This is a genomic window from Kitasatospora sp. NPDC058063 (genome assembly GCF_042885395.1).
Classification (GTDB): domain Bacteria; phylum Actinomycetota; class Actinomycetes; order Streptomycetales; family Streptomycetaceae; genus Kitasatospora; species Kitasatospora lactacystinica.
On sequence record NZ_JBHVSD010000031.1, the window covers coordinates 56,114 to 80,777 of the forward strand.

Genomic DNA, 24,664 nt, shown 5'->3' on the forward strand with positions numbered 1-24,664 from the left:
CCTCCTGCGTGCTGATCGCGCTCGTCGACAGCACCGGCGGGCAAGGACTGTTCTGGATCGACGCGGGCATCGCCGCCGCCTGCGTGCCACCGATCCTGCGCATCAGCCCGGACATCCGGCGGGTCCTCAGCCGCGCCCCTCGCCCCTTCGCCGAGTGGGCCGCCTGCGACGCCGGCACGTGCCGCTGCCCAGGCCGCGCCGCGCGAACCCCGGGACCGGGCACGGACCGGGGGCGCGGGGAGGGCGGCGTGCCCGGAGGCTGCCGGTCGGGTGTCAGCGGCCTGCCGGTGATGCGCCGGTCGGATGCAGGTGGGCTCTGGGACCTTCGAGAGGTCCCGCCGGGTACCGATCCGGCCGTGGACTCAGGGGAAGGGGATCTCTTGTGCATGACGTAGTGATCGTGGGCGCCGGCCCGGTGGGGCTGTTCCTCGCCTGCGAGCTCGGCCTCGCGGGCTGCTCGGTCCTGGTGCTCGAGCGGGAGCCGGAACCCCGCTCGCCGTTCAAGGCGCTGCCGCTCGGCATCCGGGGCCTGTCCGCCGCCTCGGTCCAGGCGTTCTACCGCCGCGGGATGCTGCACCCGCTGCTGAAGGCATCGGGCGTCGGCGATGAGTCCGGCGCGCACCCGGGACCGGACGCGCCGTCGGTTCCTCGTCGCGGTGGCCACTTCGCCGGCATGATGCTCGACCCGGCCAAGATCGACTCCGCGGCCCTGCCGTACCGGCTGCCCGACCCGGCACCGGAGGGCATGCCGACACACGTCGAAGCCATCGAGGCGGTGCTGGCCGAGCGGGCGTCCGAGCTGGGCGTGGACGTCAGGCGCGGCGTCACGGTCTCGGCCATCGCGCACAACGACGGAAGCGTGATCGCGCAGGCGGGCGAACACGCCTACCCGGCGCGCTGGCTGGTCGGCTGCGACGGCGGACGCAGTACCGTACGCCGGCTCGCGGGCTTCGACTTCGTCGGGACCGAGCCGCTGTGCACCGGCTACATCATGCTCGCCACCGTCGCCGACCCCGAGAAGCTGAACCCCGGGTTCCATCTGACGCCCACGGGCATGTACATCCAGCCCGCGGGGGACTACATCGCCATGCTGGACTTCGACGACGGCGCGTTCGACCGCTCGCGGCAGCCGACGCGCGACCATCTCCAGACGGTTCTGCGCCGGGTGTCCGGCACCGACGTGACGCTGAGCGAGGTCCGTCTCGCGTCGACCTTCACCGATCGGGCGATGCAGACGACGGCCTACCGGCGCGGACGCGTCCTGCTCGCGGGCGACGCCGCTCACATCCACTCGCCCCTGGGCGGGCAGGGACTCAACGCCGGCATCGGCGATGCCCTGAACCTGGGCTGGAAACTGGCGGCGGCCGTGCACGGACAGGCGCCGGACGGACTTCTCGACACCTACGGCCGCGAGCGCCGTCCGGTGGGGTCGGCGGTGCTCGACTGGTCGCGCGCACAGGTGACGGCCATGCGGCCGGACCCGCACGGTCAGGCCGTCCAAGGGGTGATTCGCGACCTGATCAAAACCCGGGACGGAACGACCTACGTGTTCGAGCGGATATCGGGATCGTCCATCCGCTACGACCTCGGCAGCGAGCACCCGCTGGTCGGCCGCAGCGCCCCGGACTTCTGCCTGGAGGACGGCACCCGGCTTGGCGACCTGATGCGGGACGGACGGGGCGTCACGCTCGACTTCAGCGCCGACCGATGCCTGCACGGTCCGGCGAGGGGCTGGGAGAGCCGGATGCGGTACGCGGCCGGTCCGGCGAAGGACGACCTCGGATTGGGTGCCGTGCTGGTCCGGCCCGACGGCGTGGTCGCCTGGGCAGGCGATCGCACACCTGATCGTGAAGCGTTCGAGCGGGCCGCGGGCCGCTGGTTCGGCGGTCCGGAAAGCTGAAACGGGCGCCGCCCGGCACCCGGCCTCGTCCTCGGTTCCGAAGTCCCGGACGACGAAGGCCCGGACGGCGAAGGCCCGACCCTCGACGTCGTGGGACCCCGCCCCATCGGCACGAGTGCCCCGCGACCCGCGCGACACCGTGAGCGTGAGGCCGACGCAGTGTTCACGACGACCCCGGCGGCCCGACGGCCGCCGGGGTCGTTTCACACCGCTTCGTCGCTATCGGGCCCGTCGCTGTCATGAAGCCCGGATCACGTCCCGGACCGGCTGCGGGTAGCCGATCTCGGCGATGTCCTCGGCCAGGTCCACGAGGGTGAGCTCCGAGTTCAGCACTGACACGAGCTTCCGGCTCAGCGGTCGCAAGGCGTAGACGTCGCGCACCGCTTCCAGGTCCACGGGAACCTCGTAGTAGTCCTCGGCGAAGCGCTGGAACGCTTCCGGCGAACGGTCGACCAGGAGCTCGAACAGGCCCGTCGCCCCGTCGGGGTCGGAACACTCGGCAGGGAAGTCGATCACGCCGTGCCGCCACCGGTCGTCCATTGCCTCCCGCCACAGGCAGGCCGTCACGACGGGAACGTCGTCCTCGTCGGTGAACGCCGGCTCCTCGACGAAGGGCTTGAAGACCTCCGGAACCCCGTCAATCACTCCCGGCCAGGGCTCGCCGCCGTTGCCGTACGGGCTCATCGGTGCTTCGTGGTCGAAGCCACGGACATAGGCCCCGGCAGCCGAGAACACGATGGAGTACTCGTCCCCCGACCCGTTGCGCATCGACGCCATCTCCTCGCCGTCGGCCCAGCCGGCGTTGAAGGAGTAGTACCGGCCTTCCCAGTCCGGGCTCAAGATCGCATCGAGCATCGCCAGTGAGCGGCACAGGTTCCGCAGGTCGGCGATGGAAGGGAGCCGGCGGGCTACGTCATGAACAGTCACGTGCTCATCCAACCGGATGCCCCTGACATCCAGAAACGGACCCCACGAAGCCGACCGCGAGCATCGTCTTCACCAGCCTCGGCCCGCCCGGCGACCCGTCCCTGACCCCAGCGCGTTCCTCAGCCCACTGCGCGACGGCGGCCCTCGCACCGCGCGGCGGCTACTGGGCGGTGGGCTTCCGGGTCGCCGTGCGGTAGAAGTTCAGCGAGACCGGGCCCTTCCTGCTGGTCGCCTCCGCGCTCTTGCTCGTCATCTTCCGCTTCATGTTGGCGTTGTACCGGCGGTCCTTGACCTTCTCTGCCGGCGCAACCGGGTTGTCGGACTCGAAGAGCTGAGCATGTCCCGAGTCGGCCACGACGAAGGTGTCCCCGTGCATGTTGGCCTGGCTCTCCCCCGCGTCGCCGAAATGCGCCGCCACCAGGATGTGGACACCCTCGTACGGTGCGTGCCAGAGGCTCTCCGCGGCGTTGTCCGAGCATATTTGGAGCCGGACCTGAACGCCCTTCACCGTGGTCTCGAAGTTCTCCTTCCCGATGGCGAAGAAGCCCTGCTCCACCTCCTCCGGCGAACGGTCCGGAGCTCCTCCCTCCCTCGGCGCCTCGAAACGCTTCGTGTAGGTCTTCGGCCCCTGGCCGCCCTGGAAGACACGCGCGTAGTTGTCGAACACGGTCACGTTGCCCGAGCCGTCGAGCGCGGGCCCCTGCTCCCAGACCTCCTCCAGCTCCGCTGCCGACAACTCGGCATACTCGTTGCCGCCGTCCACCTCGTCCTGGATCAGCTCCCGGCCCTTCCGCTGGTCGGCGCGCGCCAGGTCCGATCCCTGCTCGTCGAGGTCGCGCCGGCGGCCGATGGTTCCCGGCACCACCAGGTAGTTGCTGGGCAGACCCGCCAGGCGGTCGGCGAGCCAGTCGTCCACGCCGGCCGCCTGCTCCGCACTCAGGAAGTGGGTGCCCTCGCCGCTGAAGTAGTACTCCGGTGCGGTGAAGATGTACACGTGCTCGGGGTCGTACCGCTTGCTCCATTCGAGGAACGCGGTGTCCATCGCCTCGCCCAGGAGCCGTTTCTTCTCCTCCAGTTCGACGGCCGACCATTCCGCGCCCTTGCCCATCACCTTGTCCGTGGGGGCCTGGACGCCGGCGATGTGGACACCGGTCCTCCCAGCGCCGATCTCCATGTCGTGGGGATCGGACTCCTCGCGCTCCCACGGCTCGGTGCGCTCGCGCGCCGCGTGAGCGAGGGCCTCGGTGGCCTGACGGTCCTCCTCCGACGCGCGCTGCACCGGTACGTCGGCGCGGATGCCTCCGCCGGCCACGCCCTCGGTCCGCGCCGGTGGGAGCACCGACCGCTGCATGACGCGGGTGGCGTTGGCTTCGGCCTCGCGCTCGAAGCGGTCGGAAGGGTCGGAGACCTTCAGTCCGGTGCCGTTGTCGCTTCCGGCGACGGGGCCTTGGCGTTGCTGGATGACGTGGGTGAGTTCGTGGGCGAGGGTGTGCTTGTCGCCTCCGCCGTCGCCGATGACGACATGGTGGCCGGAGGTGTAGGCGCGGGCGCCCACCTCCACTGCCGAGGCCCGCGCGGCCGCGTCCGTATGGACACGGACGTCCGAGAAGTCCGCGCCGAACCGGCCTTCCATCTCGGTGCGGGTGTCATGGTCGAGCGGCCGCCCCGGGGAGCGCAGGACATCCTGGACAGTGGAGCGCTGAACGGCATGTTCGGCCTGCAGGCCGTCGAATTCCTCGCCCGGCCGGGATCGTCCCCGAGTCCCTGGGTGTCCGGCTCGGTGGAGCATCTGGACGACCGCCGCGTTGCCGACGCTGCGCTGGAGGGCCAGGAGAGGCGGCGCGACCCGGCTTGCCGGCTTGCCGGCCGGTGGACGGCTGTTCTCGGCGTCATTGGTTCGTGTGCTCTGCTGGACGCGCATGCTCTCCCTCTCGCACGGCAGGCGGACATTCTCCTGGATAACAGATGGGCAGAGGCGCCACCAGAGACGTGAAGGCAGCCCGTGCTGCCTGATCGGGCACCACACGATGCCCGTCACGCAGGCACGACCACCGTCCGCCGGGCCGTCACGGCGGCCTGCTTTCGCACCGGCCTTCCTTCCACCGCGACGGCTCACCGGCCACCCGCGAACGGCGCCCGCCGCGGTGATCCCCGAACCTTGGGGGCGGGAGACGCTCCGGGTCCGTTCCCGCGGCCGAACGCACGCCGGAGCTCCGGGGAGCGATGTCGGGCCCGGGCCGGACGCGGTCGGGCGCGGATGCGGCCCTCGGGTCAGTGCGGGCCGGTTCCCGCCGCGCGCAGTCTGTCGAGGGTGCGGTCCAGGTTGGCCTGGGTCGCCGCGACGGCGGCGTCCGGGTCACCCGCGGCGATCGCCTCGACCAGGGTGCGGTGCGCGCGGGTGATGCTCTCCTCCTCGACGCCGTCGTGGAGTTGACTGTCGGCCACCACGTGGCCGGCCGCTTCGCGCAGCGCGTCGACGAAGGAGTCGAAGAGGCGGACGAGCACCGGATTGCGCGCCGCCCGTACGACCTGGCGGTGCAGTTCCAGGTCCGCCTCGACGAGTTCGGCCGGACCGACGGCCGCGTCCCGGGCGGCCAGCGCCGCCCGGAGCGCGGCGACGTCCGTCTCGGTGCGCCGCTGCGCGGCCAGCCGGCCCGCCTCCACCTCCAGCGCCGCCCGGACCTCGTACACGTCGAAGACTTCCGAGCGTCGCAGTTCCCGGTCGAACTCCGAGACCGGGGAGGCGGCGGCCACGTACGTGCCCGAGCCCTGCCGGGCGCGCAGCTGGCCATCGACGATCAGCACCCGGACCGCCTCGCGCGAGGTGGTCCGGCCGACTCCGAGGAGTCGGCTCAGCTCCACCTCACCGGGCAGTTTGCTGCCGACCGGCCACTCGCCGGTGGCGATCAGTCGGCGCAGCTCGGCCGTGGCCTCCTCCACCATTGAGCGATGGCGTACCGGGCGAACAGTCATGAGGACGACCCTGAGGACTTCACCCCAGGGGCGGGTCCGACCGGTTGGCAAGGCAAGCCTTACTGGACGGTGGGGCCTTACCTGGACGGCGGGCCTGCTACGGTTCCGGGCATGTTCCTCCCCCGTGCGTAGCGGACCCGCCACGACCGTGCCCCCTCTGACCGGGCACGGCGCTCCGGTGTCCCCGCACGCCTTCGGGTACGGCCCCGCCCTGCCCGCCTTCGCCGAGGAACGTCTCCCTTGTCTTCGCCCACCCCCTCCTACGTCCCTTCGCCCACCCCCTCCTACGCCGCCGTCCTGCGCGCCCCACACGCCGGCCGCACCTTCGGCGCCGCCCTGCTGGGCCGGCTCTCGTACGGGATGGTCCCGCTCGCCATGATGCTGGCCGTCCGGGACGCCACCGGCTCCTACCCGGTGGCCGGCACCGTGCTGGCCCTGTTCGGGCTGACCAGTGTCTTCCTCTCGCCGGCCCGGGCCGCCCTGGTCGACCGGTACGGCCCCCGGCGCGCGCTGCCGCCGATGGCCGCGCTGTACGCCGGGCTGCTGACCCTGGTGGCCGGCACCACCTGGCGGCCGGGCGCGCCGCCGGTCCTGACGGGTGCTCTGGTGGTCGCCGCCGGCGCCTGCACCCCGCCGCTCGGGCCGGTGATGCGGACGCTCTGGCGCCGGCTGCTGCCGGACCAGGAACTGCTCCGACGCGCGTACAGCCTGGACACCGTCGCCGAGGAACTGCTGTTCGTCAGCGGCCCGCTGCTGGTGGGGCTGCTGCTCGCGGTCGCCGGTCCGACGGCCGGGGTGGTTGCGGGGGCCGGGCTCGTACTGGCGGGCACCCTGGCCCTGGTCTCCTCCCCCGCCACGCGGGCGGCGGACCGGACCGGGCCGGCCGCACCCGGCGCGCGCCCGGACGGCGGGAGAGAGCTGCGCCGGGCGGTGCTCGCCTCGGCCGCGACCGGGCTGGCCCTCGGAGCGCTCGACCTGATGGTGGTGGCCTTCGCCGAGCAGCGCGGGCGGGCCGGGGCGGTCGCCTGGATCCTGGCGGCGCTCTCGGCCGGCAGTGCCGTCGGGGGCCTGGCCTACGGCGCCGTCGGCTGGTCCGCCCCGAACCGGGCCCGGCTGCCGCTGCTGGTCGCCGGGCTGGGCCTGGCGCTGGCGGGCGCGGGGCTGGCGCCGAACCTCCCCGTACTGACCGCGGCCGTCGCACTGGCCGGACTGTTCGTCTCCCCCGTCGTCACCACCGCCTACCTGATCGCCGACGAGACGGCCGCTCCACAGGCCCGCACCCGGGCCGGCGCCTGGGTGAACACCGCCTTCAACGCCGGCTCGGCGGGCGGCACCGCGACCGTCGGCCTGCTGGTCGGCCGGCTGCCGCTGCCGCTCTGCTTCGCCCTGGCGGCCGCCCCCGCGCTGCTCTCCGCCGCGTCAGCCGCCCACCGACTGCGCGACCTTGGTGGCGACAGGTCGCACCGAACGTCGGATACCGGGGCTGACCTGCGTCTCTAGGCTCAGGGGCATGAAGAATCTGCTCGGTTTCGTGAGCTTCGCCCTCATCGTCGGAGGGATCAGCGGCCTGCTCTCCGACCACCTCGGGGGCTTCCGCCTCTTCGGTTTCGTCCAGTACCTGGTCCCGGGCGGCCACGAGACCGCCGGGTACGCCGGGTTGGTGGTGCTGGGCACCGCCCTGGCCGTCGTCACCGGGCGGATCGGCCGCACACGGTAGTCGCACATCTGCGACAGGGCTGCCCCGATCCGGTGCCGCCCAGGGTCGGCTGAGCCGGGGTCACTGCTCGTAGGCCCATGCCTGGCCGGTCTGCCGGTACTGCTCGACGGGGATGGGCTCGATGCCGGTCCGCATGCGGGTGGTGTAGAGCAGGCCGTCGAGGTGGTCGATCTCGTGGTGGACCAAGCGACCGAGTCCGCGTTCGTACGTGGTGGTGATCAGCCGGCCGCCCGGCGTGGTGGTCTCCACGATGATCCGCAGCGGTCGGGGGACCATGCCGCGGACGTCGAAGAAGGACAGGCAGCCTTCGTACTGCTGGTCCGTCTCGCTGGAGCGGTCGGTGATCGTCGGGTTGAGCAGGACGATCGCCGGCGCTCCCGGCTCGGCCGGCTGGACGATGGCGGCAGCGCGGCCGATGCCGATCTGCGGTGCCGCGATGCCCATGCCCTTGGCGAAGGGGTGGACCTGACCGATGCGCTCCATCGCGGTGAACAGCTTCTCGACGACCTGCTCGGCGGCCTCGCGCTCGGCGGGCAGGTCGAAGGGACGGGCGGGCTCGGCGAGGATGGGCGCGCCCTCCTGGACGACGCCGAGGTCACGCATCTGCTCGCTGGGCCGCACCTGGATCACCTGAACTCCCCTTGAATCGTGTCGCGTTCGGGTCGGGCCCGGGACCGTCACAGGAGCAGCGCCTCGAGCTCCGGAAGCCGGCCGAACAGGTCGGGGAGGCCGCGCACTCCGTTGCGCACGGACTCGTGCGACAGCGCGAGGTCGGGGCCGGTGCTCGCCTCGACACCGGCCAGGCACCGGAGGATGTTCCACCTCGTGTGCCCCAGCCAGCCGCCGATCATGAACGCGAACCAGCTCGGACCTGACGGCGGCAGCGCTCCGCCCCCCGCGACATAGCCGTCCAGGACCGAGCGGAAGACGGCGGGCTCGATGCCGTCGAAGCCGGGTCCCTTCGCGAGGCTCAGCGCGGTCGAGCCGAGCTCACCGGACAGGTCGAGCATGCCCGCGAGCTCCCAGTCGAGCACCACCGGCCGCCCCTCCCGGGCGAGCAGGTTCCACGGCTGGATGTCCCCGTGGGTCAGCACGACGGGGCCCGGCCGTTCGCAGGTGTCGACGAACTGGGCGATCGCGAGGAACGTCTCGACGTGAGAGGCGAGTTCGCCGGCCCACGGCTGGCCGGTCGCCGCCGCCCGCGCGGCGAGCTCGGGCCAGTCCCGTGACGTCGGTTCCTCGATCGACTCACCGGGCCACGCGACGTCGAGCGCGTGGATGCGCGCGAGGATCTCACCGATCTCGAACGCGTACGCCACCGACACCGGTGCCTCCGGCACCTTCTCTCCCTCGACCCATCGATGAACGAGGGTGTGACGGCCGGCCGAGATCGGCTCCGGCATCGGGACGCCGACAGCGAAGGCCGCCCGCTCAAACCTGAACACGTCCTCGACACGATAGGTCCAGCGGCGGTCGACGAGGTTCAACTCCTTCACCGCGAACGACCCTTGATCGGTGTCGAGCCGGTACATCCGGTTGGCGAAACCGCCGTGGACACGAGTCATCGGCCCGATCGGCGTGCCGAGGTGCGAAAGGTCCATCCACGCATGCTAGTACCGGCAGTTCCTCTGGCCTGCCGGCCTGCTGGATCGGCCCGTGGTGGCATCGCACAGCGTGGGACCATCTCGGCATGCGACTGATTGCCGATGGGGCCGCGCCGACCTCGCGGTTGGTTCTGGTCGAGGACTTTGAAACCGACAACGGCTACGCCTTCGAGCTGGCCAGACCGCTCTTCCTGGCCGTCGGTGATCGAATCGGCTTCGAGAACGGGAAGCCGGTCGTCGTGCGGCTGAGCGGAGAGCGGCTGGTTCCCGTCGGCGACTGGTCCACCCGCTGCGGCATCAGGGCCGGCCGACGCAGCTGACCGTGCTGCCAACGCCCCTCTTCGGGCCGCTTGTTGAGACCGCCACGGGTCTGGTCGTTCGCCGGACGGCAGCACGGCCTCGGCGTGATCTTGTGTGTGGTGAAGCACCCATGATCGGCTCGGCTCCCCTCTCCCGGTCGGGCCGGCGGCGGGCGGCGGGCGGCGGGCGGCGGGCGGCGGGGCTCAGTGGCCGGGGTTCTCGTCGATCCGGGCGATGCGGTCGAGGACGGCGCCGGCGCCGTCCTCCGCTGCCATCAGCCCGGCGACGGCGGCCGCACGGCGGCGGACCGGCTCGGCCAGCGCGGCCCTGATCGCGGCGGCGAGGCGTTCGGCGGTGAGCTCCGCGAACGGCACGGGCTGCGGGGCGACTCCCAGCCGGTGCAGCCGTGCCGCCCAGAACGGCTGGTCGACCATGACGGGCACCGGTACGGCGGGGACCCCGGCGCGCAGCGCGGCGCCGGTGGTGCCGGCTCCGGCGTGGTGGACAACGGCGGCGGTCCGGGGGAAGAGCCAGTCGTGGGGGAGGTCGCCGATGGAGAGGACGCCGTCGCCTGCCGCCTCCAGTCCGGCCCAGCCCGCCTGGACGACTGCCCGCACGCCGGCCTGCCGTACGGCCGCCGTCACCACTTCCCCGAGTCGGGCGCCCTCGCCCGGTGCCATGCTTCCGAAGCCGATGAACACCGGGGCCGGGCCGGCGTGGAGGAAGTCGACCAGTTCGGCCGGGGGTTGCCAGTCCAGCGGCCTGGCGGGCCACCAGAAGCCCGCCACGTCGACCGGGGCCGGCCAGTCCGCCGGGCGCGGCAGCAGCAGGGGGCTGTAGCCGTGGACGACCGGTCGGGTGTGCCCGAGCGGTGGCGGTGGTGTCGTGCCGGGCAGGCCGAGGCGCTCGCGCATCCGGGCCACGGCGCCCGCGAACAGCCGGTCCGCGCTCCGGAGCCGTTCCTGGCCGGCGGCGAGGTTGCCCTCCGGTCCCAGGTCCTCGCTGCCGGCGGGGCCGGGCAGTGGGAACTCCCTGGTGGCGAAGGCGGGCGTGAGGTAGGTGCCGAGGACGGGCACGCCGTGGGCCTCCCCGGCCGTGCGGCTGAGCGGCGACGGGGCGAAGGCGGTGAGCAGCAGGTCGGCTCCGCCCGCCGCGGCCTCGGCCACGCCGTCGGCGAGTCCGTCCACGAACGCGGTCATCAGCGCACGGGTCTCCTCCGGGGAGGTCGCGCGGGCCCTGGCGCGGATGAGTTCCTCGGGATCCCCCGGCAGCGGCCGGTGCTCCAGACCGCAGGACTCGATCAGTGTCGTGAAGGTCGGATGGGCGGCCACGGCGACCCGGTGCCCGGCGTCCATCAGGCGTCGGCCCAGGCCCGTGAACGGCGCGACGTCCCCGCGGGAGCCGGTGGTGACGATCAGGATGCGCATGGACGTGATTCTCCACGACGGGCCGTTCGGCTGTCGCCGTGCCGGGCTGGTGGACGGGCGCTGCCGGACGGCCGTGGGGGCGGCCTCCGACAGGGTCGGTGGCCGCCCCCACGTCAGGGTCGGGACGGGGTGTCAGTGCCGGTGGCGCCGGCGGCGGGAGGCGAGGAGGAGGGCCGCGCCGCCGAGGAGGACGGCGGCGCCGATGCCGCCGACCAGCGCGACCTGGCTGCCCGTCGCGGCGAGACCGCCGCCACCGCCCGGCTGCTGGGGCTTGCCGGTGGGCGCCGGGTCGACGCCGTTGCCGTCGGTCGCGGTCGGCGAGGGCGCGGATGTCGGCGTGGTGGAGGGCGACGTGGTCGGGGAGGCCGTCGGGGTCGGGGAGGACGTGGTCACGGTCACGGTGGCGGTGCATTCCCCGGCCGTCGCACCGGGCGGGCAGTTGCCGCCGGGCCGGTCGGCCACCGCGGTGTTGCGCAGGGTGTGGTCCCCGGCGGCGGGGTCCTTCACCTTGACGGTGTAGGTGAGCCGGGCGTTGCCGCCGGCCGGCAGGTCGCCGGTCCAGGTGAGGACCGGCTGCGTGTAGGAGGGGGTGCCGAGGGTGGCGGTGGCGTCGCCGTTGTAGGTGGCGTCGTCGAGGACGGCGCTCAGGTCGTCGGTGACGGTCAGTGCGGTGAGGGGCGTGTTCCCGGCGTTGGTGACGTCCACGTGGTAGGTGACGGTGTCGCCGGGGGCGGCCTGGCTCCTGTCGGCGGTCTTGGTGACCCGGTAGCCGGCGTGTTCGGTGACGGTGTTGCGCACGGTGTTGCTGGTGCGGTGCTGTTCGCGGCCGGTCTGGGTGCCGCGGTAGGCGAGGGAGGCGGTGTCGTCGAGCCTGGTGCCCGGTGCGAGGCCGGCGTCGACCCTGGCCCGGAAGGAGACGGTGGTCTCGGCGCCAGGCGCGAGGTCGGCGGTGGGGCAGGTGACGTTGCGTCCGGAGGCGGTGCAGCCGGTGCCGGAGCCGTCGACGTAACTGGTGCCCTGGGGCAGCACGTCGGTCAGGGTGACGCCGGTGGCGGTGTCGAGGTCGGCGGTGGTGCCGTCGGGGTGCCGGTTGGCGACGGTGAAGGTGTAGGTGATCTCGGCTCCGGGGTCGACGAGCCCGGGCGGGCTGTTGGTGGTGGAGCCGGCCGGGGTGTTGGCCTTGACGATCTGGAGGTCGGGTTCCAGGGCCTCGACGGCGAGCCAGACCGCCTGGGGGTGCAGCGCGTCGCCCTGGCCGGTGACGCGGAGCACGGCCTGCTTGCTGCCGGCGGGCAGCTTGCCGGTGACGTCGATCGTCCGGGCGTCGTAGCCGACGTTGTTGACCGTGTTCGGGTTGCGGTCGGTGAGGTTGGTGCCGGTGCCGTCGGGCGCGACCCGGTCGATGCGGCTGGTGAAGGCGTTGTCGGGGGCGGGCCCGGTGGCGGTCGGCATGAGCAGCGGGGTCAGCCGGCCGGCGTCGGGGCCGACTTCCAGGGAGTCCCCGGCGATGGGGGCGTCGCCGTCGCCGACGATGACGCCCATGGTGGCGGCCGGTGCGCGGCCGGCCGGGGTGCGGATGCCGTCGAGGGTCATGGTGATGCTGGGCTCGGGCGGGCGGATGAGCTGGTAGCCGTCCCAGACCTGCAGGTAGCGCAGCGGCTCCTTGGCGTCCTCGTAGGCGACGACCAGGGACCATCCGCCCCAGCAGCCGACGTTCTGGCCGCCGAAGTCGGAGGTGGAGGAACGGCCCTGACAGGCCTGGATGTCGGCCACGGTGTACTCGCCGGAACCGGCCGCGCGCACCAGGTCGGTGACGTCCTTGACACCCGCGTGGGCGGTGAGCGGGGCCGGGGGCGTACCGCCGGTCTTCTGGTCGAACCAGTCGTAGGTGTCGGCGGTCAGCCGCTGGTAGCCGGTCGCACCGGGGACCTTGAACTCGACCTGGTCGGCCTTGGAGGCGTCACCGGACGTGGACAGCCGCGAGGTTCCGACGGGGTTGGCCTGCCAGTACAGCCGGGCGTTGAGCACCTTGGCACCCGGCGGGACGGTCAGGGTGGCCGCGGAGGCGGTGTTGCCGGGGGCCTTGGGGTCGGTCTTGACCCAGTTGACCCGGTTGTTGTTGTAGGCGTTGAGGTCGCAGTCGCTGTCCTCGGGGTCGCAGGAGACCACCGAGTTGGACGCCATCGTGAGGTTGCCGTGCGCCAGCAGGTCGAGCGCCGGCTTCGGACCGATCGGCCGCTGCGCCCCGCTCGTACCGGCCTTCGCCGGCGGTGCCGCGGCGGCGTGCACGGCGAACGGCACGGACGACGCGAGCACCAGCGTCGTGGTGGCGAGAGCCCCGAGTACGGCACGACCGGGCACACGTCGGGCCCGAGATCCGGGTATCGGCCGCACCGCGTTCGTGACGGATGGTATGCGGTCGCTCAAGGTAGGGCTCCTGGGAGTGCTTGAGGGTACGGGAGGGTGAGGGGATGCCCTCCGGGCGGGTTCAGGACGATTGGTCCGAATTCATCCGCCGAGGAAGAATATGTCACACACTGACCAGTTTGGGTTAATGAAGCGTTCACATTCGGCGCGCCTCGGGTTGACGCGGCCTCAAGGCACTGATCCCGGCCGGTGGCCGGGCGGGAGCGGGAGCGGGAGCGGGAGCGGGGGCGGGGGCGGTCACCGGGCGGCGGCGGTCACCGGGGCGCTCCGGTCGCCGCGGGTGCGGGGTGGCCGGTGAGGCCGGTGACGCGCAGGGTGATGTTGAGGCGGCCCCGGGCGGGGCCGATGGCGGGGTCGCCGGTGCCGGGGAGGATCTTCGGCACGGCGTGGTACGCGAGGCGGGAGGGGCCGCCGAAGACCAGGAGGTCGCCGGAGGCGAGGGTCAGGTCGGTCCAGGGCCGGTTGCGGCTGCGGGTGTTGCCGAAGCGGAAGAGGCAGGTGTCGCCGATGCTGAGGGAGACCACCGGGGCGAGGGAGCGCTCGTCCTTGTCCTGGTGCATGCCGAGCCGGGCGTCGGCGTCGTAGAAGTTGACCAGCGCGGCGTCGGGTTCGTAGGCGGCGCCCTGGCCGGGGTCCTGGTAGGCGTCGGCCACCGCCCGGCGGCCGAGGTCGGCGAGCCGGTCAGGGAGGCGGAGGACGCGGCGGCCGTTCACGTCGTCGGCGGTGCGGGTGTAGGCGTAGGGCTGCCAGTGCCAGCCCAGGCACACGGTCTGCACGGACATGACGCCGCCGCCCGGCAGCCGGGTGTGCCGGATCGGGACGGGGCCGACGGCCCAGGCGCGGCACGCGGCGACGAGCTCGCGCTGCAGGTCGGGGGTGAGCCAGCCGGGCAGGTGGACGGCGCCCGGCGCGATCTCGCGGCGCTCGTAGCCGGCGGGCGGCGGGCCGAACAGGGCGGGGGTGCTGTTCACGCGGCGGCGCCCGGGCCGGGGGGCGGGAAGGAGGCGGTCCAGCCGGATTCGATGCGCCAGGTGCCGCCGTCCGCGCTCGCGCCGCGCACGCCGTCCAGGACGCCGGGCCCGGCGAGCGCCGCGGCGACCGGCTCGGCGAGGGACCCGAAGCCGAAGGTGCGGTCCGGGCGCCAGGGGGTGCTGTGGCGCAGGCGTCGGGCGAGCTGTGCCCAGCCGAGCGGGGCGGCGGCGATGACGAGGGCGTCGGGTTCGGGGGCGGTGAGGCGGTGGGCGGGCCGCAGCCAGGAGGCGGCCTGTTCGGGCCAGTCGACGACGGCCAGGACGGCGTTGCCGGCGGCCTGCCAGGCGGCGGCGAACGCGGCGGCGGCCGTGCGGGAGGCCTCGTCGCGGCTGTGGCCGATCGCGACGCCGCGCAGGGGCGGGCGGCGGTGCTCGGCGAGCAGGCGCAGCAGGGCGGCGAGTTCGGGGGCGGTGTGGGGGGCGGGTGCGGGGAGGTCGCCGTAGGCGGTGGTCCCGGGTTCGGGAAGGAGTGGGGAGCGGTCGGGGGCGGGGCGGGGGTTCATGGGGTGCGGTCCTTCTGACGGGTCTTCCACTGCCGGTACTTCCCGGGCAGGCACACCGAGCAGGGCCGGTAGGCGGCGGCGATCGCGGTGGCCTCGTCGGCGAAGAAGACGCGGTGGCGCACGTAGCCGCCGGCGGCGATGGCGCGCAGGGCCGAGGGGCAGTCGAGGCGGCCGTAGCGGCGGCCCCGGCGGTGGCCGCCGAGGGTGCCGGGCGCGGTGCTGGAGTAGGGGCGGTTGTCGGGTCCGGTCAGGGTGTAGCGGTGCGACGGGACCGGGGCGGTGCCGACGGTGGGCGCGGGTGTGAGTGTGGGCGCAGGTGCGGGTGTGGGCGCAGGTGCGGGTGTGGGCGCAGGTGTGGGCGCAGGTGCGCCGGCGGCGGCCATGGCGGCGGGGTTCAGGCGTCGTGGAAGACGAGGCCGAGGGTGTGGCGGCGGCCGGTGCGCACGGTGCTGACGCCGTGGCGGACCGGGCCGGCGCGGTGGCCGCGGGCGGAGGGGACGGGGCGGTCGCGGGTGGTGAAGATCAGGCCGTGCCCCTGGGGGAGGACGGTGGCGGTGCCGCGGGACTGGGCGCGGGGCCGCTGTTCGACGAGGAGGAACTCGCCGCCGGTGTAGTCGGTCCCGTGGGCGTCGAGGCCGATGACGACCTGGAGGGGGAAGACGAGGTCGCCGAAGACGTCGCGGTGCAGGGCGTTCCAGTCACCGGGGCCGTAGCGCAGCAGGATCTGGGAGCTCTTGTCCTGGCCGGCGGCGTGGCACCTGGCGGTCCACTCGGCGAGGGTGTCGGGCCAGGGGGCGGGGCGGCCGAGCTTCTCGGCCCAGGCACGGGCGACGGTGAGCAGGCGGGGGTAGAGGGCCTCGCGCAGGGCGGCGACGGGTTCGGGCAGGTCGTGGGTGAAGTAGCGGTACTGGCCGGAGCCGAAGCGGTGGCGGGCCATGTCGACGGTGGTGCGGAACAGTTCGGGCCGGTCGTAGAGCGCGGCGATCTCCCGGCACTGGGCGGGGTCGAGCAGGCGCGGCGTCGGGGCGCAGCCGTGGGTGTCGAGTTCGGCGGTCAGGGCGGTCCAGTCGGCGGCGTCGAGGGTGCGGACGACGGCCTCGGCGGTGCTGGGGACGGTGTCGGGGGCAAGGGTGTTCACGGCGCCTACTGATGGTGAGGGGCGGGCAGGTGGCGGGCGGGGACCGGCGAGGGCGTGGGCCCGCAGGCCGGGAGGGCCGCGGGCGCCGCACGGTCGGGCTGTTCCGATCGTCGTCCCTGGACGGGGCCGCGTGCTGGCGGCATTCGGACACCGCGTCGGACGCCGCGGCGGGTGCGTCGGACGGAGGGCGCCGCGGCGGGTGCGACGCCGACCGGTCAGGCCCGGTGGCGTGGGGTGAGCAGGCCGCTCTCGTAGCCGATGATCACCAGCTGGACCCGGTCCCGGGCGTTGAGCTTGTCCAGCAGGTGTCCCATGTGGGTCTTCACCGTCGCCGCGGAGACATGCAGTTCCTGCGCGATCTCCGCGTTGGACCTTCCGGTGCCCACCAGTTGGAGCACCTGCCGCTCCCGGCCGGTCAGGCCGTCCAGGGCGGGCGGCGGACCGGTCGGCCCGGTGGCCGGTTGGCGGCAGAACTCCGAGATCAGTCGCCGGGTGACGCTCGGCGAGAGCAGGCTCTCCCCGACGGCCACCACCCGGATCGCGTGCAGCAGTTCGGCCGGCGGGATGTCCTTGAGCAGGAACCCGGCGGCTCCGGCCCGCAGCGCCGCGAAGACGTGCGCGTCCAGGTCGAACATGGTGAGCATCAGGACCCGCACGCCCGGGTTCCGCTCACAGATCGTCCGGGTGGCCTCGATGCCGTCCGTTCCGGGCATCCGCACGTCCATCAGCACCACGTCGGGCCGCTGCTCGGCGACCAGCTCGATCGCGGCGGCGCCGTCCGCCGCCTCGCCGACCGCGGTGAGGCCGGGTTCGGCGTCGATCAGCATCCGGAAGCTGCCGCGCAGCAGCGCCTGGTCGTCCACCACCAGGACACGGACGGGCTCGGTCACACGGTCCTCCACACGTTCGTCGTTCGTCGTTCGTCCGAAACAGGACGCCCCGGGCAGTCCGGCCCCCGGCCCCGGCCGGTCCGTCGCGCCGGTCCCGATCAGGGCTCCTCCCCCACCGGCACGGCCGCCCGGTAGGGCATTCCGGCCCGAACGGCGAAGCCGCCGCCGGCCAGTGGCCCGGCGTCGAAGCGTCCACCGAACACCTCCACCCGTTCCCGCATGCCGAGCAGGCCGTGGCCGTGGCCACTCCCGTGCCCGGCCGCCTCGGTGGGCCCGTGCCGGGTCGGGTGCCCGCCGCCCTGGCCGGGCCGGCGGGCGCCGCGGGCCGTGGCGGCGCCCTCGTCGGTCACCTCGATCCGCAACTCGCGTCCGTCGGCCGCCAGTTCGACCAGGCAGCGGGTCGGCCCGGCGTGCTTGAGCACGTTGGTCAGGGCCTCCTGCACCACCCGGTACGCCGAGCTCTGCACGCCCTGCGGCAGGTCGGTGATGCCCTCGGCGATGCCCTCGGTGCGCAGTTCGACGGTGAGCCCGGCCGCGGTGGCACCGGCCACCAGTTCGGGCAGGGCGGCGAGCCCGGGTGCCGGCCGCAGCCCGTCCGCCTCGTCGGCCTCCGGCTCGGATCCGCCGGTCCGCAGCACGCCGAGCATCTGCCGCATCTCGGTCAGCGCCGATCGGCTGGCCGTCTCGATCACCCGCAGCGCCTCACCGGCCCCCTCCGGGTGGACGGCCAGGAGGTGATTGGCCACGCCGGCCTTCACCGCGATCACTCCCACGTGGTGCGCCACGATGTCGTGCAGTTCCCGGGCGATCCGCAGCCGTTCCTCGGTGACGGCCTCCCCGGCGGCCCGCCGGGCCGATCGGGCGGCGTGCGCGCGCCGCTCGCGGACCGCCCGGCCGAGCACCCAGGCCATCCCGGCCAGGGCCAGGCCGGCCAGGCGGAGCACGAGGTCCTGCAGGCCTCCCCTCGGGGAGCCCGAGATCAGGAGCAGCACCAGCACTCCGCCGCTCACCGCCCCGATCACGGGGGTGGGCACCCGCCGGGCCGAGGTGGTGACGGCCACCTGGTAGAGCGCGAAGGCCGCGCCGAGGAACGGCTCCCGGACGGCGCCGACCACCGCGGCCGCCACCGAGGCCGCCGCGACGACGGCGCAGACCGAGGCCGGACGGATCCGGCGCAGGGCCAGCGGCAGTCCCATCGCGGCCGCGACGGCGAGCCGGACCGGCCAACCGCCGTGGGAGCTCCACTCCGAGCCCGGCAGCGCCAGGAAGAGCGCGGTCAGCACCACCGCCACCAGACCGTCGACGGCCACCAACTCGCCTCGGCGCAGCGGTCGGACGGCACCGTCACGGTACAGCGCCTGCCGGGTCGAAGGGAGTTGGGCCATGCGCTCACCGTAGCCGCTCGGGCACGACGTCGCCTCGGCCGCGGGAACGACCACCCGTGGTAGGAGATGACGCCGGTGGAGCCCGCCGCCTCCGCCGCCCGGTGGAAGCCACGGCTCGGAGCGCCGGCCGATGTGCCGGGGTGCCGCTCCACGCCAGCCTGGTGCCGTGATCGAACTACGGCAACTGACCAAGCGCTACCGCGACACGGTGGCGATCGACGGGCTCACCTTCACGGTCCGGCCCGGCCACGTGACGGGCTTCCTGGGACCGAACGGGGCCGGCAAGTCCACCACCCTGCGGATGATGCTCGGCCTGGACCGCCCTGACCGGGGCGAGGTCCGCTACGACGGCAAGAGCTACCACCAGTTGCGCGAGCCGCTGCGGCACGTCGGCGCGTTGCTGGAGGCCAAGGCGGTGCAGAGCAGTCGCACCGCGTACCACCACCTGCTGTGGCTCGCCCGGAGCAACCGGATCGGCCGCGCCCGGGTCCGCGAGGTGCTCGCTCTGGTGGGTCTGGAGTCCGTCTCCTCCCGCCGGGCCGGCGGTTTCTCCCTCGGTATGGGTCAGCGGCTCGGTATCGCCGCCGCGCTGCTCGGCGACCCGCAGGTGCTGCTGCTCGACGAGCCGGTCAACGGCCTCGACCCGGAGGGCGTGCGCTGGATCCGCACCCTGCTGCGGGGCCTGGCCGCCGAGGGCCGGACGGTCCTGGTGTCCAGCCATCTGATGAGCGAGATGGCGATCACCGCCGAGCACCTGGTGGTGATCGGGCGGGGCAGGCTGCTCGCCGACACCGGCACGGACGACTTCATCGCCGAGCACTGCCGCCCCCGGGTGCTGGTCCGTACCTCGGAGCCGGACCGGCTGCTGGGTGTCCTGGGCCGCGCCGGGCTGACGGCGCGCCAGGAGGAGCGCGGCGCCGTGGTCGTCGAGGGCGCCGGGGCGGAGGAGGTGGGGCGGATCGCGGCCGGGGCCGGGATCGCCCTCGGGGAGTTGGCCGTCCGCGCGGCCTCCCTGGAGGACGCCTTCCTCCGTCTCACCGGCGACGCCGCCCAGTTCCGGGCCGGGGTCTTCACGGAAGGGAACCGGCATGTCCTCTAACGCGGCCACCGCCGTGGTCCGGGCCGAGCTCACCAAGATCGGGACGGTCCGGTCGACGCTCGTCCCGCTCGTCGTCGCCCTGCTCGTCAGCGTCGGGATCGGCGTGCTGAACGGTGCCTCGGCCCGCTCGGCGATCGACAGGAGGAGCAGCCTGCTCCGCCCCGACTTCGACCCGCTGGACGCCGGCTTCGTCGGCGTCCAGTGCGGCCAGCTGGCCCTGATCGCCTTCGCGGTGCTGATGGTCTGCACCGAGTACGGCAGCGGCATGATCCGCACCTCGCTCGCGGCGGTGCCCGACCGCGGCCTGTTCTATCTCTCCAGGATCACCGCCGCCACCGTGGTGGCCCTGCTGGTGGCCGTACCGACCGCGTTCCTCTCCTTCCTCGCCTCCCAGGCGGCGCTGGGCCCGCACGGCATCGGGCTGAGCCGTCCGGGCGCACTGCGCGCCGTCCTCGGGGCCTGCCTCTACCTGACCCTGATGTGCCTGTTCTCGATCGGCGTCGCGACGGTGCTGCGCAGGACCGCTCTCACGCTCACACTGCTGTTCGCCTTCGTCTTCGTGCTCTCGCCGGTGGCCAACGCCGTCCCGGTGCTGCGGTCCGCCGCCCGGTACCTGCCCGACCACGCCGGCGCCGAGGTCATGAAGGCGGATCCGGGCCTCGGCCCGGCGACGGGTCTGCTGGTCCTCGCGGCCTGGACGGCGGCGGCCCTGCTGGCCGGCTGGCTCGCGCTGCGCAGCCGGGACAGCTGACCGGGTCGACACCGGACGGTCCGGTGTCAGGGCGTGCGGGACCGGGTGGGCGTCAGATCCGCGACCAGGAGCGCCAGGAGTTCCGCCGGCGCCTCGATGAAGCGGTAGTGGCCTCCCTCCAGGAGTTCGAAGGTCGTTTCGCCGCACGCCGACCAGCCGGTCATCAGCGACGGGGCGATGCCGGTGTCCTCGGTCCAGCCGATGGCGGTGACCGGGCACGGCAGCCGGACCGGCTCGGCCACGTGGTACCGCTTGTTCATGTCGACGTCGTTGCGCAGGACGCCGAGGTAGAGCGCGAGCAGGCTCGGTTCCAGGGTGCCGCCCAGTTCCGCGACGAGCCGGCGCAGTTCGGCGGCCAGCTCGTCGTCGCTCATGCCGAGGAAGCGGCCGTAGGGGCCGTCCTGCGGCGCGACCTCGGAGGAGACGAACAGCCGGGTCGGGGCGGGGCAGCCCCGCTGGACCAGCCGTACGGCGGTCTCGTACGCCGCCAGCGCGGAGCCGCAGTGCCCGAACAGGGCGTAGGGGCGGTCCAGGTGGGGGCGCAGCGCTTCGCAGAGGTCGTCGGCCAGCGCCTCGTAGGTGGTGTGGGCGGGCTCGCGCATCCGGTTCTCCCGGCCGGGCGGCTGCACGGGGCAGACCTCGACGCCGTCGACCTGTGACGGCCACTGGCGGTACATGCTCGCACCGCAGCCGGAGTAGGGCAGGCAGAACAGCCGCGCCGGTGCCACCGGCGACGGCTCGCGCAGGAACCACTTGTTGCGGGTACGGGCCGTCGGAGCGTCCACTGATGACCTTCCGTGGGTGGGGTTTCTTCTCGGGTTCGGCAGCGGCCGTGGCGACGGCTCCTACCGGGTCCGCGCGGTGATCGGCAGGTGGGTGAAGCCCGCGATGATGTTCGAGCGCATGCGCCGCGGCGGCCCGGCGGGTTCGAAGCCGGTGAACCGGCCGAGCAGTTCGGCGAAGAGGATCCGCAGGGCCACCCGTGCGACGGTGTGTCCGATGCAGTAGTGCGCGCCGACGCCGAACGCGATGTGCTTGTTGGGACGCCGCCGGATGTCGAAGGTGTCCGGGTCGGCGAACACGGTCTCGTCGCGGTTGGCCGACGCCAGCCACACGACGACGGCGTCCCCCGCGCGGATCGGCACGCCCCGGATCTCAACGTCGCGGGTGGCGTGGCGCATGAAGTGCTGGGTGGGCGAGGCCCAGCGCAGTGCCTCCTCCACGCCGCTGCCGAGCAGTTCCGGGTGGGCCGCCCAGTCGTCCAGGACGGCGGTCCCGGCCAGTTCGGCCATCGCCGCGATCGGCGGCTGGGCGGTGGTGACGGTCGCTCCGAGCAGCAGGCTGTAGCAGTTGGACACGATCTCGCCGGGCGACAGTCGGCGTCCGTCCAGTTCCATGGTGAGCAGCACGCTGATCAGGTCGCCGCCCGGTGCGCGCCGACGCGCGGTGACGAGGTCCTGGAAGTAGGCGAACAGTTCGCGGTGGGCGGTCACGAGGGTGGCCCGTGGTCCGGCGGCGAGCTGGAACTCGGGGTCGTCCGCGGCGATGCAGGCGTGGGCGAGCAGGACCAGCCGCGGCCAGTCCTGCTCCGGTAGCGCCATCATGGTGCCGATCACCGCCATCGGCAGGGTGGCCATGGCGGCGGCGAAGTCGTACGGGCCGCCGTCGGCCAACGGCCGGAGCAGTTCGACGACGGCCCGGCGGATCGCCTCCCGGTCGTTCTCCACCGTCTTGATCGACAGCGCCTGCTGCAGCGGGCCGCGCAGGCGCGAGTGCCGGGGCGGGTCGGTCACGGCCATCTGCCGGCCGCCGGCGGGGTCGCCCTTGCCGAGGAGGTTGAGCAGGGTGCCCTGTTCGGAGGTGAACGTGTCGTGGTCGCGCAGGACCCGGTTGGCCTCGGCGTGGGCGACGATCGACCAGTAGCCGATGTCGCCGACCGGCTGCCAGCTCACCGGGGCGTCGCGGCGCAGCCGTCGCCACGCCTCGTGCGCCCCGCCCGAGAGGTAGAGGTCGGGGTCGATCAGATCGACCGGCTGCGGGGCGAGGACCGGGCAGCGCATGGTCGGGGGAACCGCCGTCATCGGAGCTGCCCCTCCCCCGCCTCGTCGGCCGGGTCCCCCGTCGGGCCGTCCGTCGGGCCGTCCGGGCCCGGCGTCCGCATCCGGGCGGTGAGCGCCGTCGCCAGCTCGGCAACGGTCGGCGAGAGGTACAGGGTCTGCGCGGGCAGGTCCACGTCGAACTCACGCTGGGTGGCGACCAGGAGGTCGGTGGCCAGCAGGGAGTGTCCGCCGAGGTCGAAGAAGTCGTCGTCGACGCCGACCGGTTCGACGCCGAGGGCGTCGCCCCACAACTCGGCCAGTCGCGTCTGCACCTCGGTGAGGGGCGGGACGAACTCGTTGGGCACGTTGCGCGGCACCCGGGTGGCGGTGGGCAGGGCCCGGCGGTCGATCTTGCCGTTGCGGTTCACCGGCAGCTCGGGACGGACGAGGATCGCCCAGGGGATCAGGTAGCCCGGCAGCCGGTCCCGCAGTTCGTGGCGCAGCCGCCGGCCGAGCTCGGCGTTGCCCGCCGGATCGGGTTCCGCGGGCACGACGTAGGCCAGCAGCCGGGTGCCGCCCGCGGGGTCGGGCTGCGGCAGCACGACCGCGTGCCGCACCCTGGCGAGCCGTTCCAGCTCGACCTCGACGGCTCGCGGTTCGGCGCGGTAGCCCTGGACCTTGACCTGGTCGTCCGCGCGTCCGACGAACTCCAGGGTGCCGTCGGGCAGCCATCGCACGAGGTCGCCGGTCCGGTACATCCGGGCGCCCGGCTCGGTCCCGAACGGGTCCGGCAGGAACCGTTCGGCGGTGGCGGCCGGGCGGCCCAGGTAGCCGCGGGCCAGGCCCGCCCCGGCCACGTACAGTTCCCCGCACTCGCCGACGGGCACCGGGCCGAGGTCGCCGTCGAGCACGGCGACCCTGGTGCCGCTGATCGGGCGGCCGATCGGCACGCTCCGCAGCTCCGGGAGGGTGCTGCTGGTCCAGCAGGTCGTGTACGTGGTGTTCTCGGTCGGTCCGTAGCCGTTGGTGAAGAGCAGCTGCGGGTGGCGGGCCAGCAGGTGCTGGACGTGGCTCGGGGAGGCCACGTCGCCCCCGGTGAGGACGTGCCGCACGTCGGCGAACGCCTCCGGGTGGGAGCTCGCCATCTGGTGGAAGAGCCCGGTGGTCAGCAGCAGGACCGTCACGCGCTCGGCCCGGACGACGCGCGCCACGTGCTCCAGCGTGATGGCGACCGGGGGGAAGAGGACCAGTCGGCAGCCGTTGACGAGGGGGGCCCAGATCTCGAACGTGGACGCGTCGAACGCGACCGGCGCGAGGTGGAAGAAGACGTCCTCGGCGCGGACGTCCATCCAGTCCGCGCCCCGGACGAGCCGGTCGATCGCCCGGTGGGGCACGCCGACGCCCTTGGGCTCGCCGGTGGAGCCCGAGGTGTAGCTGACGTAGGCGAGCCGGTCCGGGTCGCCGGGGCGGGCCGGAACCGCCGGCCCGGTGGCCGGCTCCCGCGCCGGGCGGCCTTCCGTCACCGTGACGACGGTGCCGGGCAGCTGCTCCCGCAGGGCCTCCTCGGTGATCACCATGCCCGCGCCGGCGTCCTTGAGCAGCAGCGCGTGGCGGCTCGCCGGGTCGTCCGGTTCGAGTCCGAGGTACGCCCCGCCGGCGACGAGGACGGCGAGCAGGGCCACGATCAGCTCCGGCGAGCGCGGCACCAGCACGCCCACGACGTCCTCCTGCGCCAGTCCGGCCGCTCGCAGGCGCCCGGCGAGCCGGTGGGCGCGGTCGTTGAGCTGCTGGTAGGTCAGGGTCCGTCCGTCGCAGGTGACGGCGGGCGCGTGCGGGGCCCGCTCCGCCTGTTCGGCGACCAGTTCGTGGATGGCCCGGGCGTCGAACGGCGGCCGTCCGCTGCCGACGAACGCCGGGATGTCGGAGGTGAAGACGGTCTTGGTCAACTGCTTCCCGCTTTCCTGTGCTGAAGTGTCCCCGTCGGGGTTGGACGCGCGACCGGGTGGGCCGTCGCCGTTGGCGCCGCTGCAGTTGCTGTGGCCATTGCAGTTGCTGTGGCCGCTGTGGCCGTGACTCAGACCGCGGGCACGTGGAAGAAGGTGTCCCGCGCGGCGATGCGGCCCTGCGGCGTCATCCGGAAGAAGTCCGCGAACCGCAGCTCGACCTCACCGCCGTCGTGCAGCACGCCGCGGAACAGGCCGTGCACCGCCACCTCGTCGTCGGTCGTGACCACGGTGGCCAGGGTGTGCACGCCGGTGCGGATCACCCGCTGGTCGCGGTAGAAGCGTTCCAGTTCGGCGTGCCCGACCATGGGCCGGTACCCGGGGCGGTGGTAGCGGGCGTCCGGGGTGAACAGGGCGACCAGCGCGGGCACGTCCCCGGCGTCGACGAGCTGGTAGTACCGGCGGACCTGGGACACCCCCAGTGCCGGGGCCGTCGGGGATGCTGCCGCGATCGGGGATTCAGGTGGTGCCGGCGCTGCCGGTGTGTCGTCGGGCTGGGAGAGGGTGTGGGCCATGCCGAGGTGCTTCCTGTGATCGCTGTCGGAGCTGC

The 24,664-nt window shown here is 73.6% G+C and carries 24 protein-coding genes; 7 read left to right on the forward strand and 17 right to left on the reverse strand.

Going from position 1 to position 24,664, the window contains the following annotated elements:
- The first annotated feature begins 8 nt into the window (after positions 1-8).
- Both ACFVUY_RS37200 and ACFVUY_RS37205 read left to right on the forward strand, forming a co-directional pair.
- Positions 9-395 carry a hypothetical protein gene (locus tag ACFVUY_RS37200; protein ID WP_387736609.1) on the forward strand — a complete coding sequence of 129 codons (387 nt, stop codon included), beginning with the start codon at positions 9-11 and terminating at the stop codon, positions 393-395.
- A complete protein-coding gene (locus tag ACFVUY_RS37205) occupies positions 383-1,900 on the forward strand; it encodes an FAD-dependent monooxygenase (RefSeq protein WP_387736573.1) in 1,518 nt (505 codons plus the stop codon). Before ACFVUY_RS37200 ends, ACFVUY_RS37205 begins: the two co-directional genes overlap by 13 nt.
- Before the next feature lie 237 nt (positions 1,901-2,137).
- Here ACFVUY_RS37205 and ACFVUY_RS37210 read toward each other — a convergent pair whose 3' ends face one another.
- From ACFVUY_RS37210 to ACFVUY_RS37220, 3 genes are all read right to left on the reverse strand, one after another.
- Positions 2,138-2,845, reverse strand: a complete 708-nt coding sequence (locus ACFVUY_RS37210; protein ID WP_387736606.1) for a hypothetical protein — start codon at positions 2,843-2,845, stop codon at positions 2,138-2,140.
- A 142-nt stretch (positions 2,846-2,987) separates the two neighbouring features.
- The gene (locus tag ACFVUY_RS37215) at positions 2,988-4,748 is read right to left on the reverse strand and encodes a DUF4157 domain-containing protein (protein WP_387736607.1); all 1,761 of its coding nucleotides are present in this window, start codon (positions 4,746-4,748) and stop codon (positions 2,988-2,990) included.
- 350 nt (positions 4,749-5,098) lie between these two features.
- Positions 5,099-5,770, reverse strand: a complete 672-nt coding sequence (locus ACFVUY_RS37220) for a FadR/GntR family transcriptional regulator (protein ID WP_387736574.1) — start codon at positions 5,768-5,770, stop codon at positions 5,099-5,101.
- Between the two features lie 270 nt (positions 5,771-6,040).
- Here ACFVUY_RS37220 and ACFVUY_RS37225 point away from each other — a divergent pair, with 270 nt between their 5' ends.
- Together ACFVUY_RS37225 and ACFVUY_RS37230 are read left to right on the forward strand one after the other, a co-directional pair.
- Positions 6,041-7,300, forward strand: a complete 1,260-nt coding sequence (locus ACFVUY_RS37225) for an MFS transporter (RefSeq protein WP_387736575.1) — start codon at positions 6,041-6,043, stop codon at positions 7,298-7,300.
- Positions 7,301-7,310: 10 nt separating this feature from the next.
- Positions 7,311-7,517 carry a hypothetical protein gene (locus tag ACFVUY_RS37230; protein ID WP_387736576.1) on the forward strand — a complete coding sequence of 69 codons (207 nt, stop codon included), beginning with the start codon at positions 7,311-7,313 and terminating at the stop codon, positions 7,515-7,517.
- Between the two features lie 60 nt (positions 7,518-7,577).
- On the opposite strand, the gene ACFVUY_RS37235 is transcribed toward ACFVUY_RS37230, so the two are convergent.
- Positions 7,578-8,147, reverse strand: coding sequence for a peptide deformylase (locus ACFVUY_RS37235; protein WP_387736577.1), 570 nt, complete (start codon positions 8,145-8,147; stop codon positions 7,578-7,580).
- Positions 8,148-8,194: 47 nt separating this feature from the next.
- The gene (locus ACFVUY_RS37240; protein ID WP_387736578.1) at positions 8,195-9,118 is read right to left on the reverse strand and encodes a phosphotransferase family protein; all 924 of its coding nucleotides are present in this window, start codon (positions 9,116-9,118) and stop codon (positions 8,195-8,197) included.
- An 89-nt stretch (positions 9,119-9,207) separates the two neighbouring features.
- Here ACFVUY_RS37240 and ACFVUY_RS37245 point away from each other — a divergent pair, with 89 nt between their 5' ends.
- Positions 9,208-9,441 carry a hypothetical protein gene (locus ACFVUY_RS37245; protein WP_387736579.1) on the forward strand — a complete coding sequence of 78 codons (234 nt, stop codon included), beginning with the start codon at positions 9,208-9,210 and terminating at the stop codon, positions 9,439-9,441.
- Positions 9,442-9,624: 183 nt separating this feature from the next.
- Here the strand turns inward: ACFVUY_RS37245 and ACFVUY_RS37250 are convergent, their stop codons facing one another.
- The 8 genes from ACFVUY_RS37250 to ACFVUY_RS37285 all read right to left on the reverse strand — a co-directional run bounded on the left by ACFVUY_RS37250 (position 9,625) and on the right by ACFVUY_RS37285 (position 18,222).
- The gene (locus ACFVUY_RS37250) at positions 9,625-10,848 is read right to left on the reverse strand and encodes a glycosyltransferase (RefSeq protein WP_387736580.1); all 1,224 of its coding nucleotides are present in this window, start codon (positions 10,846-10,848) and stop codon (positions 9,625-9,627) included.
- 132 nt (positions 10,849-10,980) lie between these two features.
- The gene (locus tag ACFVUY_RS37255; RefSeq protein ID WP_387736581.1) at positions 10,981-13,164 is read right to left on the reverse strand and encodes a hypothetical protein; all 2,184 of its coding nucleotides are present in this window, start codon (positions 13,162-13,164) and stop codon (positions 10,981-10,983) included.
- Between the two features lie 365 nt (positions 13,165-13,529).
- A complete protein-coding gene (locus ACFVUY_RS37260) occupies positions 13,530-14,246 on the reverse strand; it encodes an alpha-ketoglutarate-dependent dioxygenase AlkB family protein (RefSeq protein WP_387736582.1) in 717 nt (238 codons plus the stop codon).
- Entirely contained in the window at positions 14,243-14,809 is a 567-nt protein-coding gene (locus tag ACFVUY_RS37265) for a hypothetical protein (protein WP_387736583.1), read from the reverse strand. The genes ACFVUY_RS37260 and ACFVUY_RS37265 overlap by 4 nt, the downstream gene beginning before the upstream one ends.
- Positions 14,806-15,192 (reverse strand): metal-binding protein, encoded by a 387-nt coding sequence (locus tag ACFVUY_RS37270; protein ID WP_387736584.1) that lies wholly within the window; start codon positions 15,190-15,192, stop codon positions 14,806-14,808. Before ACFVUY_RS37270 ends, ACFVUY_RS37265 begins: the two co-directional genes overlap by 4 nt.
- Positions 15,193-15,203: 11 nt before the next feature.
- The gene (locus tag ACFVUY_RS37275; RefSeq protein WP_387736608.1) at positions 15,204-15,866 is read right to left on the reverse strand and encodes a 2OG-Fe(II) oxygenase; all 663 of its coding nucleotides are present in this window, start codon (positions 15,864-15,866) and stop codon (positions 15,204-15,206) included.
- Between the two features lie 296 nt (positions 15,867-16,162).
- Positions 16,163-16,837: a response regulator gene (locus tag ACFVUY_RS37280; protein ID WP_387736585.1), complete on the reverse strand. Its 675-nt coding sequence runs from the start codon at positions 16,835-16,837 to the stop codon at positions 16,163-16,165.
- Positions 16,838-16,935: 98 nt separating this feature from the next.
- Complete coding sequence (locus ACFVUY_RS37285; RefSeq protein WP_387736586.1) at positions 16,936-18,222, reverse strand: sensor histidine kinase; 1,287 nt, start codon at positions 18,220-18,222, stop codon at positions 16,936-16,938.
- 166 nt (positions 18,223-18,388) lie between these two features.
- Here ACFVUY_RS37285 and ACFVUY_RS37290 point away from each other — a divergent pair, with 166 nt between their 5' ends.
- Positions 18,389-19,321 carry an ATP-binding cassette domain-containing protein gene (locus ACFVUY_RS37290; RefSeq protein WP_387736587.1) on the forward strand — a complete coding sequence of 311 codons (933 nt, stop codon included), beginning with the start codon at positions 18,389-18,391 and terminating at the stop codon, positions 19,319-19,321.
- Positions 19,311-20,072 carry an ABC transporter permease gene (locus ACFVUY_RS37295; RefSeq protein WP_387736588.1) on the forward strand — a complete coding sequence of 254 codons (762 nt, stop codon included), beginning with the start codon at positions 19,311-19,313 and terminating at the stop codon, positions 20,070-20,072. Before ACFVUY_RS37290 ends, ACFVUY_RS37295 begins: the two co-directional genes overlap by 11 nt.
- A 26-nt stretch (positions 20,073-20,098) precedes the next feature.
- On the opposite strand, the gene ACFVUY_RS37300 is transcribed toward ACFVUY_RS37295, so the two are convergent.
- From ACFVUY_RS37300 to ACFVUY_RS37315, 4 genes are all read right to left on the reverse strand, one after another.
- Positions 20,099-20,857: a thioesterase II family protein gene (locus ACFVUY_RS37300; protein ID WP_387736589.1), complete on the reverse strand. Its 759-nt coding sequence runs from the start codon at positions 20,855-20,857 to the stop codon at positions 20,099-20,101.
- A gap of 60 nt (positions 20,858-20,917) precedes the next feature.
- Positions 20,918-22,153 (reverse strand): cytochrome P450, encoded by a 1,236-nt coding sequence (locus ACFVUY_RS37305; RefSeq protein ID WP_387695253.1) that lies wholly within the window; start codon positions 22,151-22,153, stop codon positions 20,918-20,920.
- Positions 22,150-24,057, reverse strand: coding sequence for an amino acid adenylation domain-containing protein (locus tag ACFVUY_RS37310; protein ID WP_387736590.1), 1,908 nt, complete (start codon positions 24,055-24,057; stop codon positions 22,150-22,152). The genes ACFVUY_RS37305 and ACFVUY_RS37310 overlap by 4 nt, the downstream gene beginning before the upstream one ends.
- A gap of 128 nt (positions 24,058-24,185) precedes the next feature.
- Positions 24,186-24,629, reverse strand: a complete 444-nt coding sequence (locus ACFVUY_RS37315; protein WP_387695255.1) for a nuclear transport factor 2 family protein — start codon at positions 24,627-24,629, stop codon at positions 24,186-24,188.
- Between the last annotated feature and the right edge of the window lie 35 nt (positions 24,630-24,664).

Coding starts and splice junctions, on each gene's coding strand:
- ACFVUY_RS37215 (WP_387736607.1), bottom strand. CDS start 4,748: ATGCGCGTCCAGCAGAGCACACGAACCAATGACGCCGAGAACAGCCGT.
- ACFVUY_RS37220 (WP_387736574.1), bottom strand. CDS start 5,770: ATGGTGGAGGAGGCCACGGCCGAGCTGCGCCGACTGATCGCCACCGGC.
- ACFVUY_RS37230 (WP_387736576.1), top strand. CDS start 7,311: ATGAAGAATCTGCTCGGTTTCGTGAGCTTCGCCCTCATCGTCGGAGGG.
- ACFVUY_RS37240 (WP_387736578.1), bottom strand. CDS start 9,118: ATGGACCTTTCGCACCTCGGCACGCCGATCGGGCCGATGACTCGTGTC.
- ACFVUY_RS37245 (WP_387736579.1), top strand. CDS start 9,208: ATGCGACTGATTGCCGATGGGGCCGCGCCGACCTCGCGGTTGGTTCTG.
- ACFVUY_RS37250 (WP_387736580.1), bottom strand. CDS start 10,848: ATGCGCATCCTGATCGTCACCACCGGCTCCCGCGGGGACGTCGCGCCG.
- ACFVUY_RS37265 (WP_387736583.1), bottom strand. CDS start 14,809: ATGAACCCCCGCCCCGCCCCCGACCGCTCCCCACTCCTTCCCGAACCC.
- ACFVUY_RS37270 (WP_387736584.1), bottom strand. CDS start 15,192: ATGGCCGCCGCCGGCGCACCTGCGCCCACACCTGCGCCCACACCCGCA.
- ACFVUY_RS37285 (WP_387736586.1), bottom strand. CDS start 18,222: ATGGCCCAACTCCCTTCGACCCGGCAGGCGCTGTACCGTGACGGTGCC.
- ACFVUY_RS37295 (WP_387736588.1), top strand. CDS start 19,311: ATGTCCTCTAACGCGGCCACCGCCGTGGTCCGGGCCGAGCTCACCAAG.
- ACFVUY_RS37305 (WP_387695253.1), bottom strand. CDS start 22,153: ATGACGGCGGTTCCCCCGACCATGCGCTGCCCGGTCCTCGCCCCGCAG.
- ACFVUY_RS37315 (WP_387695255.1), bottom strand. CDS start 24,629: ATGGCCCACACCCTCTCCCAGCCCGACGACACACCGGCAGCGCCGGCA.